Annotated in this window: 12 protein-coding genes and 1 pseudogene; 6 read left to right on the top strand and 7 right to left on the bottom strand. The window is 60.8% G+C overall.

What is annotated here, in order from left to right; all coding sequences use genetic code 11:
* Positions 1–4: 4 nt before the first annotated feature.
* Complete coding sequence (locus ACTJKE_RS30145) at positions 5–1,630, top strand: FGGY-family carbohydrate kinase (RefSeq protein WP_440638796.1); 1,626 nt, start codon at positions 5–7, stop codon at positions 1,628–1,630.
* A gap of 106 nt (positions 1,631–1,736) precedes the next feature.
* On the opposite strand, the gene ACTJKE_RS30140 is transcribed toward ACTJKE_RS30145, so the two are convergent.
* Positions 1,737–2,705 carry an EamA/RhaT family transporter gene (locus tag ACTJKE_RS30140; protein WP_440638794.1) on the bottom strand — a complete coding sequence of 323 codons (969 nt, stop codon included), beginning with the start codon at positions 2,703–2,705 and terminating at the stop codon, positions 1,737–1,739.
* A 381-nt stretch (positions 2,706–3,086) separates the two neighbouring features.
* Between ACTJKE_RS30140 and ACTJKE_RS30135 the strand changes: the two are divergent.
* The 4 genes and pseudogenes from ACTJKE_RS30135 to ACTJKE_RS30120 all read left to right on the top strand — a co-directional run.
* Positions 3,087–3,289, top strand: a pseudogene (locus tag ACTJKE_RS30135) (XRE family transcriptional regulator); the annotation flags it as partial.
* A gap of 375 nt (positions 3,290–3,664) precedes the next feature.
* Positions 3,665–4,585, top strand: coding sequence for a nucleotidyltransferase and HEPN domain-containing protein (locus tag ACTJKE_RS30130; protein ID WP_058328101.1), 921 nt, complete (start codon positions 3,665–3,667; stop codon positions 4,583–4,585).
* A 571-nt stretch (positions 4,586–5,156) separates the two neighbouring features.
* The gene (locus ACTJKE_RS30125; RefSeq protein WP_440638792.1) at positions 5,157–8,036 is read left to right on the top strand and encodes a DNA translocase FtsK; all 2,880 of its coding nucleotides are present in this window, start codon (positions 5,157–5,159) and stop codon (positions 8,034–8,036) included.
* A gap of 171 nt (positions 8,037–8,207) precedes the next feature.
* A complete protein-coding gene (locus ACTJKE_RS30120; RefSeq protein WP_440638790.1) occupies positions 8,208–8,888 on the top strand; it encodes a DUF930 domain-containing protein in 681 nt (226 codons plus the stop codon).
* 75 nt (positions 8,889–8,963) lie between these two features.
* Here ACTJKE_RS30120 and ACTJKE_RS30115 read toward each other — a convergent pair whose 3' ends face one another.
* The 6 genes from ACTJKE_RS30115 to ACTJKE_RS30090 all read right to left on the bottom strand — a co-directional run bounded on the left by ACTJKE_RS30115 (position 8,964) and on the right by ACTJKE_RS30090 (position 13,070).
* Positions 8,964–9,842 (bottom strand): SDR family NAD(P)-dependent oxidoreductase, encoded by an 879-nt coding sequence (locus ACTJKE_RS30115; RefSeq protein WP_058328103.1) that lies wholly within the window; start codon positions 9,840–9,842, stop codon positions 8,964–8,966.
* Positions 9,839–10,621 carry a hypothetical protein gene (locus tag ACTJKE_RS30110; protein ID WP_113513139.1) on the bottom strand — a complete coding sequence of 261 codons (783 nt, stop codon included), beginning with the start codon at positions 10,619–10,621 and terminating at the stop codon, positions 9,839–9,841. The genes ACTJKE_RS30115 and ACTJKE_RS30110 overlap by 4 nt, the downstream gene beginning before the upstream one ends.
* A 10-nt stretch (positions 10,622–10,631) precedes the next feature.
* Entirely contained in the window at positions 10,632–11,219 is a 588-nt protein-coding gene (locus ACTJKE_RS30105; protein WP_058328105.1) for a protein-S-isoprenylcysteine O-methyltransferase, read from the bottom strand.
* 225 nt (positions 11,220–11,444) lie between these two features.
* Complete coding sequence (locus ACTJKE_RS30100; protein WP_113513137.1) at positions 11,445–12,017, bottom strand: hypothetical protein; 573 nt, start codon at positions 12,015–12,017, stop codon at positions 11,445–11,447.
* 147 nt (positions 12,018–12,164) lie between these two features.
* Positions 12,165–12,296 carry an ABC transporter gene (locus ACTJKE_RS30095; RefSeq protein WP_082640836.1) on the bottom strand — a complete coding sequence of 44 codons (132 nt, stop codon included), beginning with the start codon at positions 12,294–12,296 and terminating at the stop codon, positions 12,165–12,167.
* 186 nt (positions 12,297–12,482) lie between these two features.
* A complete protein-coding gene (locus ACTJKE_RS30090; RefSeq protein WP_058322622.1) occupies positions 12,483–13,070 on the bottom strand; it encodes a L,D-transpeptidase in 588 nt (195 codons plus the stop codon).
* Between the two features lie 331 nt (positions 13,071–13,401).
* Between ACTJKE_RS30090 and ACTJKE_RS30085 the strand changes: the two genes are divergently transcribed.
* Complete coding sequence (locus ACTJKE_RS30085) at positions 13,402–14,157, top strand: glucose 1-dehydrogenase (RefSeq protein WP_113513135.1); 756 nt, start codon at positions 13,402–13,404, stop codon at positions 14,155–14,157.
* Positions 14,158–14,246 lie beyond the last annotated feature (89 nt).

Below are 14,246 nucleotides of genomic sequence, written 5' to 3'. Positions count from 1 at the left end.
CCTCATGACCCAGTCCCCGGATCGCAACTCCCGCTATGTCGTCGGTGTCGATGTCGGCACCGCCAACGCACGGGCCGGCCTGTTCGACCTTTCGGGGGCGATGCTCGCTTCCGCCAAGCGGGACATTTCGCTGTTCCGTGAGGCGGGAGCAATCGTCGAGCAATCGAGCGCCGAGATCTGGGATGCGGTCTGCTCGAGCGTCCGCGAGGCGGTCACTTCCGCGGGCGTCGATCCGGCCGCGGTGATCGGCCTCGGCTTCGACGCCACCTGCTCGCTCGTCGTGCTCGGCGACGGGGGGGCACCGCTCGCGGTCGGCCCGTCGGAGCGACCGGAACGCGACATCATCATGTGGATGGACCACCGCGCCGTCGGCCAGGCGGAGCGGATCAACGCGGTGGGCCACGAGGTGCTGCGATATGTCGGCGGGCGCGTCTCGCCGGAAATGCAGACGCCGAAGCTGCTCTGGCTGAAGGAAAACCGGCCGCAGGTTTTCGCCACCGCCTGGCAGTTCTTCGACCTTGCCGATTTTCTCACCTGGAAAGCGACGGGTGACCTCGCCCGTTCGACCTGCACGGTCACCTGCAAATGGACCTATCTCGCGCATGAGAACCGTTGGGATCCAAGCTATTTTGAGAAGATAGGTCTTGGGGAGCTTGCCGAAGAAGGTTTTGGCCGGATTGGCACTCGTATCGTCGAGCCGGGCACGCGGCTTGGGTATGGGCTGACGCAGGAAGCAGCGGCCGCGATGGGCATGCAACGTGGAACGGCCGTAGCGGCGGGTATGATCGATGCCCACGCAGGCGGAATTGGCACAGTCGGCATCGGCGGCCGTCCGACGGAAAACCTAGCCTATGTGTTCGGCACCTCATCATGCACAATGACCTCGACGCAAGATCCTGTCTTTGTGCCCGGCGTCTGGGGTCCGTATTACTCGGCCATGGTGCCCGGCGTGTGGCTCAATGAAGGCGGCCAGAGCGCTGCGGGCGCTGCCATCGATCAGCTGCTTGCCTTTCATCCGGCCGCACCGGAAGCGGCCGCGCGGGCGCAAGCGCGAGGAATTCCGCTACCTGTCCTCCTGGCCGAGGCAGTCTCCGCCAAGGCGCCGTCGTTGTCTGAGGCCGTGCACCTTGCTGCCGACCTACATGTGGTGCCCGAGTTCCTCGGCAATCGCGCGCCCTTTGCAGATCCGCATGCAAGGGCCGTCATAGCCGGTCTTGGCATGGAACGGGATTTTGATAGCCTCGTTGCGCTTTACGTCGCCGGTCTATGCGGCATCGGCTACGGATTGCGGCAGATCATCGAGACGCAGGCTAGGGAGGGAGCCTCTGTCGAGCGGGTAGTCATTAGCGGTGGGGCGGGGCGTAGCGGCTTCGTTCGCCAACTCCTTGCCGATGCCTGCGGCAAGGCTGTCGTTGCGCCGTACGCGGAAGAACCGGTCTTGCTCGGCTCTGCCATTCTTGGGGCCGTTGCCTCCGGCGCCTTTGCCGACGTTGCGGCTGCCATGGCGACGCTCAGCACCGTCTCCGCGGCCTATGAGCCTGCTGGCGGCGAAATCGCCGAGAAGCATCAAAGACGCTTCTGCTTCTTCGAGGGTCTTCAGACTTTCGCGCGCTCGACGCTGGGCCTTTAACAGTCTGGGCCTTGTGGGCTTTCCGACTTCAGCGCCTGGGTGTGGCAGGCTCCTGCGACTGATATCTGCGAGCAGCGATTTTAGCTCGGCCAATTCTGCCGGAAAATCAAGAAACCTGCGGAATAGCTTCATTGTATTGCGTGTGGCCGCGATGGAAGATGCGGATGGCGAAAACGACGCCAACAATCAGAACACCAACGCCGGCAGTCTCAACTCCCGTCGGCCACCGCGTGTGAACAACAAGGCCGCCGATGACGCCGAAGGCTGTCTCTGAAACGATCAGCTGAGCCGCTAACGCCACGGGCAAGCGTCGGGACGCGACATTCCACGCCCACACCCCGCCTACGGTCGCCATCAGCGCAAGCGATGAACCCCAAAGGTAGAGGGAGCCGGCAGAGCCCCAACCGAACCCGAGTGCGGGCAGCTGGAACAGCCCAACCGCAGCACCGATCGGAAAAAAGACGAGCATCTCGACGCCGCCACTGACCAGTATGAGCGCGGACCATGTGCCCAAGGGCATATCAGGTCGGACAGCAAGCGCTGCCTGATTGGCGATGGCAAACCAGACCCAAAGCGCGACAGCTGTGAGTGCCAACGGAATGCCGATCCAGAGCGTTTCATCCAATCTCAAGCTTTCGGCCGTGAAGGCGGTACCGTTTACCAAGAGGAGGCCAATCAGCACCAGCCCGAGCGGTATCACTAGAAGGTGCCAAGGCAGTGATCCCTGACGTCGATTGCCGACGATTGCCAGGACGATCGGCACGAGGCCCAGAAAGGCGGGTGCGATGACCGGCCCGCAGAAGATGGCGGCGCCGGTCACCGCGAGGAAGTAGCCGACATAGCCGATGAAGGCCAACGTTGCCGTGGCAAGCCAGTTTCGAAGCGTGAGATGTCGCAACGGATCCTTTTCGGAGACCAGAATGGCGACGCCCACCATCGCCGCGACGAGATGGCGGACAAGGGCGAAATCGAACGTGGAATAGTCGCCGATGATGAAGGGAACGATAAAGTTGAGCGAAAAGCCGAAGGCCGCGAATAGGGCCGCAAGTACGCCGATGGTGAATTGCTTGTCCATGGTGTGATCTACCTAACGTATCGATCGGGGGCGGTTACCGATGCCTCTTGGCGGGCAAAGCATGGATGCGTGGCGGCCCTGGGGAGGACGAGGTCGTTCCGCTCGCGGCAAGCGCGAACCATTTCGGCTTCGTCCTTCGCGGCGGCCCGTAAAATGGAGCCGGTTTTCAGCTCGATACTCACGGGGATGGTCCTTTCTCGATTGCGTCGAACGTATCCTGTGCGCCCCTGTCGGTGGCTATGCAAGCGAGTTTAGAACCGTGCCGGCTTTGCGAGAATTGCCACCGCTTGGCAGGCACTCAACCGTTTTTCGGCATAATCAGGCGTGTCTGTTCTCGCACAACGGGGCCGTGCGAACCGTAGGTGCGAACGTTGGGCATCGATTCTCGGTCTCGACGGAGCCAAGCGGGGCTTCCGTTTTCCGTCATGCAACTCGATCGGGACGGTCGGACTTATGCCGCGCTTCCGACACTGCACGACGTCCTCGGCGATGCCTGGGCGGCTTACCGCTTCCTTGTCACGCCGCACGCCGCCTTGGACGGTCGGACGGGTCTCGACGCGCTGATACGCGGTCGACATCGAGACCATTGCTGCCCGTCGTCGATTTGGACGTATCTATGCGAGCGCCTTTCCCGACCCGTTAGGATGCGGAAAGGCGCCGAGCCGGTTCAGTGCCCCCCGCCGGCGTAACCCGGCAGGGCGGTTTGGCGTCGCCCCCGGAAATTGAGCTTTTCGTGACAAACGTGGCCCTCAAGAATGATTGGCTTAAGCTCTCAGTCCTTCAAGCCGCCCAATTTCATCCAGACCAATCAAGTGGAACGTCGGGTCGCTTCGACTACCATTTGTGAAGTTCTTGCGAAGGGATCGTCACGGTTGCTTCGTTGAATTGGCCGGCACCTTTCGGCAAGGTGTCACTGACCATCTGGCGCGATTCCCGCGTGAAGGACTGACCGTTTGTTGATGAAGACGAGCCTTGATCACCTCCCCGAAGCCAAGCGGCGCCATCTCGCCAGAGCGCTCGAAATCCTGCGCGAGGAGTTTGAGGACGCGTTGGCTGGGGGCGAGGCTGATTTCAAAAAGAAAGGGCGCATCCTTAAAGTCATTCTCTTTGGTAGCCATGCCCGCGGCGACTGGGTCGATGAAGCGCATACCGGCAAGGGCTATCGCTCCGATTACGACCTGTTGGTGATTGTCAACAATCGCAAACTGACGGACTTTACCAGATTCTGGAACAACGCCGCCGACCGGCTGTTGAATGAGCGGGAACTGAAGGGCATCCAAGTGTCGTTCATCGTACATTCGCGCCGGGAGGTGAATACGGAAATCAAGCGTGGGCATGGTTTCTTCTGTGACATCCGTCAGCAAGGTATTGTGCTTTACGAGCTCGACAGCGAGCCGCTGGCCGAGCCGCAGCCGATGTCTGTTGCCGAACAGCTGAAGGTCGCTCAAAGTCACTATGAGAACCGTTTCCCACATGCAGAAGGGTTCGTCATAGGCGCAGAGTTTCATTGGAAGGGTGGTCGTCCCAACCACGCCGCTTTCGAACTTCATCAAGCCATCGAGCACGCTTACTCAACCGTGCTTCTTGTGCTGAAAAACTACGGCCCACCGTCTCACAACTTGCGCTTTTTGCGCGGGCTTGCCGAGGATCTCGATCGTCGCCTCGTCGAGGCTTGGCCGAATGATCAGCAACGCTTTGTTTCCTGGTTCAACACCATCAACGAGGCCTACGTGAAGGCGCGTTACTCCAAGCACTATCAGATCAGCGAGGAAGCCTTGTCCTTTCTGGTGGAGCGCACGCAGGTTCTTCACGCGCTAGTCAAAACGGTCTGCGAAGATCACTTGGCTCGGTTGGGCGAGGAAACCCAAGATAAGTTGTGATTTGCAGACCATGCCGCGTTGACGGACCTTCTGTCCGGAAAGCGGTGACGCCCGTCGCAAGACGAGAGGCCGCGAACCTCATGGATGTCCATGAGATGAACGTGCGGCGGGGGTGCAGGATCACAGGAGTGAAACAGGTACGGCGATGTCTCTCTCGCGGCGTCTATCGTGATGCGATCGTTGCCCCCGTCACCAGTCGTTGCGATTGGCGGTCGCGCGGCAGAATGCAGGCGTGGCATTTGCCTGAAAGTCGTGCGATCGGGCCGACGGGACAACTGCGCGCCGGCCCGATTCGTTTTCCTGGTGGCACTGATAGCGCGCCACCACAGGCGCTGGCCCCACGCGCCAATTTGGCTCTTCCTCCAGAAATATTTTCTGCTGAGTGACCGCGACGACAGAACGTCCCGGAGCCCGTTAGTGTCCCGGGCCTTCGGGGCGTTTCCGGCGCCGAAGAAAGCGGCGTTAGACCCCGGTTGCCGGCTCGAAACGGGGCGTTGGAAGGGACTTGTTAACCTTCATTTCCTATCGCTTAGAAGGCCCCTCGGCGATGTCTCTAGCTCTTCCAGGACCCATGCGTATTCCCAGGACAAACTTCTCACAGGCTGCTTTGCATGATGCAAACCAGGCGGATTATTTCGATGGTCCGCAGGATGATGCGTTGAGCGGTATGCCCACCCATGAGGCGGCGACCGCCGACCCCTATCAGTTGTACGAGGCGCCCGCGGCGCCCCGCAAGCCGGCCAACCAGCAGACCGAAACCATGAGCCGCGCGACGCGGCTCTACGGGCATGGTTCCGCCTATGCGCCGGCACAGGTGACGGCGACGACCAGCGAGCCTTTGCCGACCCTCTCGGAGATCGCCGGGCACTATGGCGACTCGACCTGGGAGAGCCATTTCTTCCTGGCGCCGAACGTCCGCTTTACCCGTACGCCGGAGCGCGAATTCATGAAGCGGCGCGCTCCGCAGGTCGAGGAAAGCGATACGGCCACCGAAGATATGTCGGCGGCCGAAATCGAAGCGGCAACCGTCGAGGTGACGGTGGAGCCTGCGCCGGTTTCTGCAGAGACTGTCGAGTCCGTCGTGATCGCTCCGGTTGAACCGGTGCAGGCGGAAGCGTCGGCTCCCGCCGCTGACGGTGCGCCGCAGGCCGAGGTCACGCTGCCGTCCTATAGCCCGTCCGAACTGTTGCGGATGCTGACCAACCAGCTGCCGACCTGGACGGCGGCGCAAAACACGATCGAGCCGCCGATGCTCGAGCGCGTCGAGGCTCCGGCCGATGACAGCGTCGCACTTGCCCCGGTTCTGACGACGCCGATCGCCGTTTCCGAGGTCGTCACGGAGGTTCAGCCCGCACCGTCTCAAGCGGCCAGCACTGTCGCCGATGATGGCGCCGCGCATTCGAGCTTCCTGTCCGACTTTGCCTTCTTCGAATTCGGCCCGGCCGACGACGTCGAGGTTGCCGGCGAAGAAGACACGCATCCGAAGCCCTTTGTCGAGACGCCCGCCCCGGCACCGATGACACCCGTCGTTGCATCCGCCGCCGTGGCGCACGCTGCGATCACTCCGCCGGCGCCCGTACGCCCGGTTGAGATCCGCCGCATGCCGCCGACGGCGATCACCTCGCTGTTCCGCGTCGTCGACGTCCGTGGCGCAAAGCCAGAAGAGATTCCGGCACCGCAATCGCTTGCCGCCGCTGCCGAGGTCGTTGCCGACGTTGCGCCGGTCGCCGTTGCCGCGGAACCCGTGTCCGTCGCCCCAGCTGAAATCATCGCCGCAGAACGCGTCGAAAGCGATCCGGCACCCGTCGCGTCGAAAGCCGCGATCACCATGCCGGCACAGGTCACTCGCGCGCCGAACACAATGCCGGCGATCGGTGTAGTCGAACGCACATTTGCCGGGGACGCCTACGAGTTTCCGTCCGAGGACCTCCTGCAGGAGGCGCCTGTCGGCCAGGGCTTCTTCATGACCCAGGAGCAACTCGAGCAGAATGCCGGCCTGCTTGAGAGCGTGCTGGAAGATTTCGGTGTCAAGGGCGAGATCATTCACGTCCGCCCGGGCCCGGTCGTAACCCTCTATGAATTCGAGCCGGCGCCGGGCGTGAAATCGTCCCGTGTTATCAACCTCGCAGACGATATCGCCCGCTCCATGTCGGCGCTTTCGGCCCGTGTCGCGGTGGTTCCCGGCCGTAACGTCATCGGCATCGAACTGCCGAACGCGACGCGCGAGACCGTCTACTTCCGCGAGCTGATCGAATCCGTCGATTTCCGCAAGACCGGCTACAAGCTGGCGCTTTGCCTGGGCAAGACGATCGGTGGTGAACCTGTCATCGCCGAGCTTGCGAAGATGCCGCACCTGCTCGTTGCCGGCACCACCGGTTCGGGCAAGTCGGTCGCGATCAACACCATGATCCTGTCGCTGCTCTACCGGCTGAAGCCGGAAGAATGCCGCCTGATCATGGTCGATCCGAAGATGCTCGAACTTTCCGTCTATGACGGCATCCCGCACCTGCTGACGCCGGTTGTTACCGATCCGAAGAAGGCGGTGATGGCGCTGAAGTGGGCCGTGCGCGAGATGGAGGACCGTTACCGCAAGATGTCGCGGCTCGGGGTGCGCAACATCGACGGCTACAACCAGCGTGCCGCTGCCGCCCGCGAAAAGGGCGAGCCTGTAATGTGCACGGTCCAGGCTGGCTTCGAGAAGGGCACCGGCGAGCCGCTGTTCGAGCAGCAGGAAATGGATCTGGCGCCGATGCCCTACATCGTCGTCATCGTCGACGAGATGGCCGACCTGATGATGGTCGCCGGCAAGGAGATCGAAGGTGCGATCCAGCGGCTGGCGCAGATGGCGCGTGCCGCCGGTATCCACCTGATCATGGCGACGCAGCGTCCCTCGGTCGACGTCATCACCGGCACGATCAAGGCCAACTTCCCGACCCGCATCTCGTTCCAGGTCACCTCGAAGATCGACAGCCGCACGATCCTTGGCGAACAGGGCGCCGAACAGCTGCTCGGCCAGGGCGACATGCTGCACATGCAGGGCGGCGGACGCATCGCCCGTGTACACGGTCCCTTCGTCTCCGATCTGGAAGTCGAACACGTGGTCGCGCATCTGAAGACCCAGGGACGCCCGGAATACCTCGAGACCGTTACGGCCGACGAGGAGGAAGAGGAGCCCGAGGAGGAGACGCCGGTCTTCGACAAGAGCGCACTTGCGTCCGAGGACGGCAACGAACTCTACGACCAGGCGGTCAAGGTGGTCCTGCGCGACAAGAAGTGCTCGACCTCCTACATACAGCGCCGTCTTGGCGTCGGCTACAATCGTGCTGCTTCGCTGGTCGAGCGCATGGAGAAGGAGGGGCTGGTCGGTCCCGCCAACCATGTCGGCAAGCGCGAGATCATCTACGGCAATCGCGACCACATGAGCGCGCCCGACAACGACGATATGGATTGATTTCGGTCGGTTGGTGTGCCGGCGGGCTACTTCGGCACTATCGCATTAAAACCAGGGCCGCCGTCGACAAGTTGTTGGCGGCGGCTTTCTTATGCAGATTTCGGTGGTAATCTCCCCGCGGCCACCGGGCGTGTCTACCCTCTGGGCGTCGCCAATGGGATGATGTGATCGATGCAGGCAGCAGGGCAGCGCCGCCATGGCGCAACGATTTGGTACAGTCTTGCGCTCGCCATTGTCCTTCATGCCATCGTCATCCTGGCACTCTGCTTCGTTCCTGAACCTGAGCCCCCAATTCCTCTCCCGGAGGAAAGCGTCGCCGTTGAAATAGTGTACCTGCCGACGGTTGCTGCGGAAACAACCAAGCCAAAGTCCGGTGCCTCTCGGGTCGGCGAGGCAGTTGCGCAAGAAGCCGCGCCCGAACGGGCCGTACCTGCGGCGACATTGCCGGACGTGCAGCCGGCAATTCAAGCCAAGCAGTTCTTTTCGGCGGCAATTCTCGCCGACCCGCGCAGCAAGCAGGCGCTGAAGGGGCTCTCCCAGCTCGCGGCGGATGAACGCATTGTCCAGATTTGCAGTCTCGAGGCTATGGAGCAGGTTCATCGCTGGCGAGTTGATTTCAAACCGGATTTTCTCGTTGCCTACGCCATGGCGGATATCCGATTGGCAGGTACGAACCTGCGCGCCGATGGTGCTGCATTTCGCAGCAACGACCGCTGGTACAACATTAAGTTCGACTGCGAAGCTGCCCCGGATATCAAGAGCGTCGTCGCGTTCGAATTTCAGGTTGGCGATGAGATTCCTGAAAGTGAGTGGGAGGCGCACTTCCTCTCCGCTGGCACCAGAGCCCGCTGATCGCGGCAATGGTCGACGTCCGACCGCTCGGTGCGTGCTTTGGCCTTATCCCACGGAAGCTGGCTGCGAGGCGGATCAAGCCGAGACTATCCCGCTTTTTGGGTGACCCGCGCGGCAGCAATGCTTGAGCATCTTGCCAGATCCGCAAGGGCAAGGGTCGTTGCCGCGCAGTTGCAGGCGGCCAATCAGCGGCAATAGCGCCGCGGACGGAAGCATCCCTGAAATCAGTATCGCCAATCTGGCAGACATGCCGGGAATGACCAGCCGTCGGCCGGCCTTGAAGCCACTCCAAGCGCGTTTTGCCACGTATTCCGGAGTGGCTTTAGGCAAAACCTTGAACAGTGCAGCCCTGTTGGCGCCGGATTTTTCGAGGAATTCGGTCGACACCGGCCCCGGCGCGACGCAGGTCACCGTCACGCCCGTCCTGCGCGTCTCCTGGTACAACGCCTCGGAAAAGGAACGCACGAACGCTTTGCTCGCGTAATACATTGCCATGTACGGGCCGGGGGTGAAGCTGGCCACAGAGGCGAGGTTGATAACGCCGCCACGGCCTCGCTCGACCATGCCCGGCAACAGGTGCAATGTCAGGTCGGCGAGGGCACGGATATTGACGTCGATCATTCCAACCTGGTCGGCAATCGGCAACGCGGTTGCCGCGCCACGCAGGCCGTAGCCGGCGCTGTTGACGAGGACGTCGCAGACGAGGCTTTCCCGCGCGAGGAACTCTTCGAGAACCGTCTTCGCATCGTCAGCGGTGAGATCGACTGGTAGGGAGAATGCCTCGCCGCCCGCCTGCTTGATGGAGGATTCCACCGCGTGCAGCCCGCCAGGTGAGCGTGCGACCAATACGACAGGTGCACCATCTCGCGCGGCAAGTTCGGCAATGGCTCTGCCTATGCCTCGTGACGCTCCGACTACAACAATCGCGAGTCGTGGTTTTTGATCCGATATCATGATGACGGTTCCGACGCCGTGCTTGGCAGGATTTGAGCCGCGGAAAGGCCCGCCACCTCTTCAGCGATCTCCCCGTTCAGTATTTCCTCGAAACGAGCCAATGCGCGCGCGACATTGGCGCCGTCCATGACGCGGTGGTCGTAGTGAATTCGTACGGTAACCGATCCGTCTTCGCCAATCGGGCCATAGTTGAAGATCGTCGTGAGCGGCGTCAGCGGATTGAGCGACTCCGCACCCAGGCCGGAATAGACCGACAACTGGAAAGTCCCGAATCGGTGCCCCCGCTGACGTCCCATGTTGAGGCCGAGCCACATCAACAGCCTCCGCAGCGGCGCGGGTAAGCGCGCAATCTTCAGCGCACGCCGGAATTCCCTGATCTCAAGAACGGGACGGGATCGAGCCTCCTGAAGCAGGGCGCTCAACTCGGGGATCGACCGCTGCTCGGGTGTCTTGATCGTACTGAGAAGTACAACCCGTTCGCCTTCGTGTTCGCGCTCGTGCGCCACGGACGCGACGCTTCCCGGGTACTCATAGAGTTGCGATCTCGGCAGCTTGACATAGGCCCGGCGGAGCTCCGGTGTTTCCTTGGACAGTAGCCCGTACCCCTTGAGGAACAACACTGTCCAGGAGGGGCGTTCCGACTGGCTCGTCCTGGCTTCCTGCAATCCACTGATATTCATCTGTCGCTGTACCGTGACTCGCGGCACGGAGATCGAAAATCGCATCAGATCCCCGACAAGGCGTCGTGCCGCAGAAAGCTTCACCGGTCGGCCCCGCATCGCGCCACCTCTAGTAAAGATAGGGTATAATTCGCTTGGTCCTGTCCATGTAGGCGCGATACTCAGGGCCGAAGAATTCCAGCATCAGGCGCTCCTCCTTGTCCACACGCAGGAAAAAAAGCACGGCGAAACCAGCGACGCCCAAGAGGCCAGCCACCCAGTTCGACAGCAGAAACATCTGGCCAATCGCCATGAGCAGGAAGCTTGTATACATCGGATGGCGCACGACGGCATACGGGCCCTTGCTGATCAGCTGATGTTTTTCGCGGATTTCCAGCGAGATCGACCAGTTTCGGCCGAGTTCCTTGTGGGTGCGACGGAACGTCCACAGAGCCACGGCAAAGATGAGGCCCCCAAGCCCCACCATCCATGCATGCGCGGGATAGTCCGCAAATGCGGGAATTCCTGTTGCAACGTAGAACCCAGGCAAGATGGCAAGGCCTAGCAAAGCGGCAGCCAAGCCAATCGTATCGGTCACCGAGCGGCGGCTGCTCGCCACCCGCACACGCTTTGCACGGCGCTCGAATGGGTACCGAACCACATACCAGGCAACGATGCCTATGACCCACACGATTTCGCCGATGGAAGCGACAGACATGTTCACGTTGAATCACCTAAGCTTTTGTTGCGGTTGCTGGCCACAACGGCTAGCAAGGACGAGACTGCCATGAGGCGCTCTGCCCTGACAAGGCGCTAAAGCTACGGTCGCAAATGGCGAGGGTCGGTTGTCGATCTGCCATTCAAGAGTACTGGTGGGAGCCAGTGACGGTGCAAGCGATCTTTGGGCGTCAGATAAGGCGCGCGGCGCGTGCGCCAATCAAGCTTATCCGCCGTTCATCTCGCGAAGTCTTGTGATGAATTCCTGCGGCCTCAGCCAGATCCCAGGTGTCTTGTATCCCATGGAACGCGCGATATCGGCCACAAACGCGTTGCAGTTATAGAGCGACGCATGCCAGAACTTGGCTTCGGCCTTGAGTTTTCGGATTTTGGCGACGACGTCTCTGTACTCCGGTTCGGTCAACATGACGCGCCAGCTTGCAGACCTGTATTGGTCCTCAAGGTCGCCGTCGCTAGCGCCAGTCTCGGCCGGGACGGGGAGAACATGACCGAGAACATAGGGAGCGGTATCGTTAGTTGCAGGGGCAAGTCCAGCTACTTCCGGATTGACCATTGCTCCCGACTGGCTCAAGCGCCCGAAAACCACATAGGAGTGGCCGTAGCTGAGCGCGTAACGAGAGCGAAATTCGATGAAATAGCCCTGATCGCGCTGTTGCGATGGGCTGCCCGCAACGCTTGAGACATACCGTGGCTGAGGGCCCTTGTCCTGCGATTGGCACGCCGCAACCGCCATGGCGGCTAAGACGACGAACGGAATACGACCTAGTACACGCGTCATTACTGCGCCAAATCTCCCGAATTCCAATGGGCACTTGAACTTGCCGCCTGGGCTTATCGATCCACGCGCCACGACGCATGGCCAAGGCGGCCACGATCATTCAGGGCGGGGAGGACCGTGAGATCCTCCCCGAATTAGCGTCAGTCACTATTTGTAGACGGGCGCCGGTTCTTCGGCCACCGGTGGCGGGGCCTTGCCTTTGCCTTTGCCGATTGTTCCGCAAGCGGAGAGGCTGGCAACGGAAAGCAACGCAACTGTTACGATTAGAATTCTGCTCATCAATATTTCCTTCCCTCTGTGATCGGAATGGTTATTCGAAGGCAACATTCATAGTATTAGTGGCATTTCGAGATTCGGCCTAGTGCGGAAAGGGCACACTCGTCAGTCGGATTATCGTTACCAAACTTTGAAGATTTAAATGCATGTCGGCCTTACCCCAATACCGCACTCAGATAGAGTACATTATCAAATGATCAATACCGGAGTTCCAACAGGCGTCCGCGCGTAGAGATCAACGATATCGTCGTTCGTAAGTCGGATGCAGCCGTTGGAAACCGCCTGCCCTATGGTCCAAGGTGCGTTCGTGCCGTGGAGGCGGAACTTGGTATCCTGACCGTTGCGATAAAGGTATAGGGCTGAGGCCCCCAACGGGTTGTGGGGACCGCCGGAAACTCCACCGGCGTATTGCGCCAGCTCCGGCTTGCGTCTGATCATGCTTGCGGTCGGCGTCCATGACGGCCATTCGGCCTTTCGGCCGACAACGGCCTGGCCTTTGAGGGTAAGGCCCTCCTCTCCGACGCCTATTCCGTAGCGCATCGCCCATCCACCATCTTCGATCGAGTAGAGGTAGCGTTGCGTGGTGTCCACAACAATCGTTCCGGCTGGCTCGTTGCCGTCGTATCGGACGTGTTGTTTTCGGTAGCGGCGATCGACGCCGGGCGTTCCGCCATACAGGGATGGGAAGGAAACACCCCGCCAACTTGAGCCGCACCCGGCCAACAGGCCAAGGCTGCCGATGACCAGGAATCTCCGTGTAATGCGGTGATTGTCCATCTTTACCTGCTGAGAAAAATGGTGCGCCCCGATTCGTTTTTTAGCATTACAATATTCTCTGTCCAGTTCCAATGAACTACACCCAGCGACAGGATAGATAATGACACTCCAGGTTTTTCGCCCGCGTTCCGGGTGAAATGGACAGAAAGGACTGTATATCTGGAAAGAGGGCCTGGGTGCAGTGCATGAATCGGGTAAAAAAATATCGCGATTCTTGTGTGTTGCTGCTGCTGTTTGATTGGAAGATCGGGGCTTCGAGTGCATTTCATGGAATGACTTGCGATGTCGCGCGCGCTCGATTAGTCGAAAGCTAAACGTTAGGAATGACAGTATGAATCTAGGCTTCGCTGGGAAGGTTGCGCTTGTGACGGGCGCCGGTTCCGGAATTGGCGCAGCCGTGTGCCGGCAACTCGCTGCTGAGGGAGCGGAAGTGGTTGCTGCGGATGTTGACGCTGTCGCCGTGCACCTGGTTGCCGAGGAGATTCGCTCGAACGGGGGCAAGGCCCATGATGTCGCGGCCGACGTCGCCGATGCCCAGGCGGTGGAAAAGCTGGTGACGTTCGCCGTGCAGACCTGCGGCGGCCTGCATCTGGCGGTCAACAATGCCGGCATCGAAGGCATCCGCAAGGCGACGGCCGACTATCCGCTCGATGGCTGGCATGCATTGATGAACGTAAATCTGCATGGCGTCTTCTACTGTATGAAGTACGAGATCGCGGCCATGGTGGCACAGGGTGGGGGCGCCATCGTCAACACGTCTTCCATTCTGGGCTCAGTCGCGCTGCCCACTGCCGCCGCCTATACGGCCGCCAAGCACGCAGTGGTTGGGCTGACGAAGGCGGCCGCGATCGAGTATGCCCGCACGGGTATTCGCATCAATGCTGTGGCGCCGGGATGGATCGACACGCCGCTGTCCGCCTCGAATTCGGAGGTGGCAACCAGTAGACGCATGATGTCGCTGCAGCCTATGGGGCGTCGCGGTACGCCAGACGAGGTAGCGGCTCTGATCTGTTTCCTGTTGTCGGAGCAGGCGAGTTTCATCACTGGAAGCGTTCACCTCGTAGACGGCGCCTATACTGCTCACTGAGCAAGCTGCACCACTCAATCGTTGAAATTCACTGCCCCGCGGGTCAAGGCCTGTATCGCCGGTGCCGCTAGTGGCGACTGCGCTCTTTT

Origin of the sequence: Ensifer sp. 22521, assembly GCF_052044795.1 — a bacterium.
Classification (GTDB): Bacteria; Pseudomonadota; Alphaproteobacteria; order Rhizobiales; family Rhizobiaceae; genus Ensifer.
This window is presented reverse-complemented; position numbering and strand designations above follow the sequence as displayed.

Coding starts and splice junctions, on each gene's coding strand:
- ACTJKE_RS30145 (WP_440638796.1), top strand. CDS start 5: ATGACCCAGTCCCCGGATCGCAACTCCCGCTATGTCGTCGGTGTCGAT.
- ACTJKE_RS30140 (WP_440638794.1), bottom strand. CDS start 2,705: ATGGACAAGCAATTCACCATCGGCGTACTTGCGGCCCTATTCGCGGCC.
- ACTJKE_RS30130 (WP_058328101.1), top strand. CDS start 3,665: ATGAAGACGAGCCTTGATCACCTCCCCGAAGCCAAGCGGCGCCATCTC.
- ACTJKE_RS30125 (WP_440638792.1), top strand. CDS start 5,157: ATGCGTATTCCCAGGACAAACTTCTCACAGGCTGCTTTGCATGATGCA.
- ACTJKE_RS30120 (WP_440638790.1), top strand. CDS start 8,208: ATGCAGGCAGCAGGGCAGCGCCGCCATGGCGCAACGATTTGGTACAGT.
- ACTJKE_RS30115 (WP_058328103.1), bottom strand. CDS start 9,842: ATGATATCGGATCAAAAACCACGACTCGCGATTGTTGTAGTCGGAGCG.
- ACTJKE_RS30110 (WP_113513139.1), bottom strand. CDS start 10,621: ATGCGGGGCCGACCGGTGAAGCTTTCTGCGGCACGACGCCTTGTCGGG.
- ACTJKE_RS30105 (WP_058328105.1), bottom strand. CDS start 11,219: ATGTCTGTCGCTTCCATCGGCGAAATCGTGTGGGTCATAGGCATCGTT.
- ACTJKE_RS30100 (WP_113513137.1), bottom strand. CDS start 12,017: ATGACGCGTGTACTAGGTCGTATTCCGTTCGTCGTCTTAGCCGCCATG.
- ACTJKE_RS30095 (WP_082640836.1), bottom strand. CDS start 12,296: ATGAGCAGAATTCTAATCGTAACAGTTGCGTTGCTTTCCGTTGCCAGC.
- ACTJKE_RS30090 (WP_058322622.1), bottom strand. CDS start 13,070: ATGGACAATCACCGCATTACACGGAGATTCCTGGTCATCGGCAGCCTT.
- ACTJKE_RS30085 (WP_113513135.1), top strand. CDS start 13,402: ATGAATCTAGGCTTCGCTGGGAAGGTTGCGCTTGTGACGGGCGCCGGT.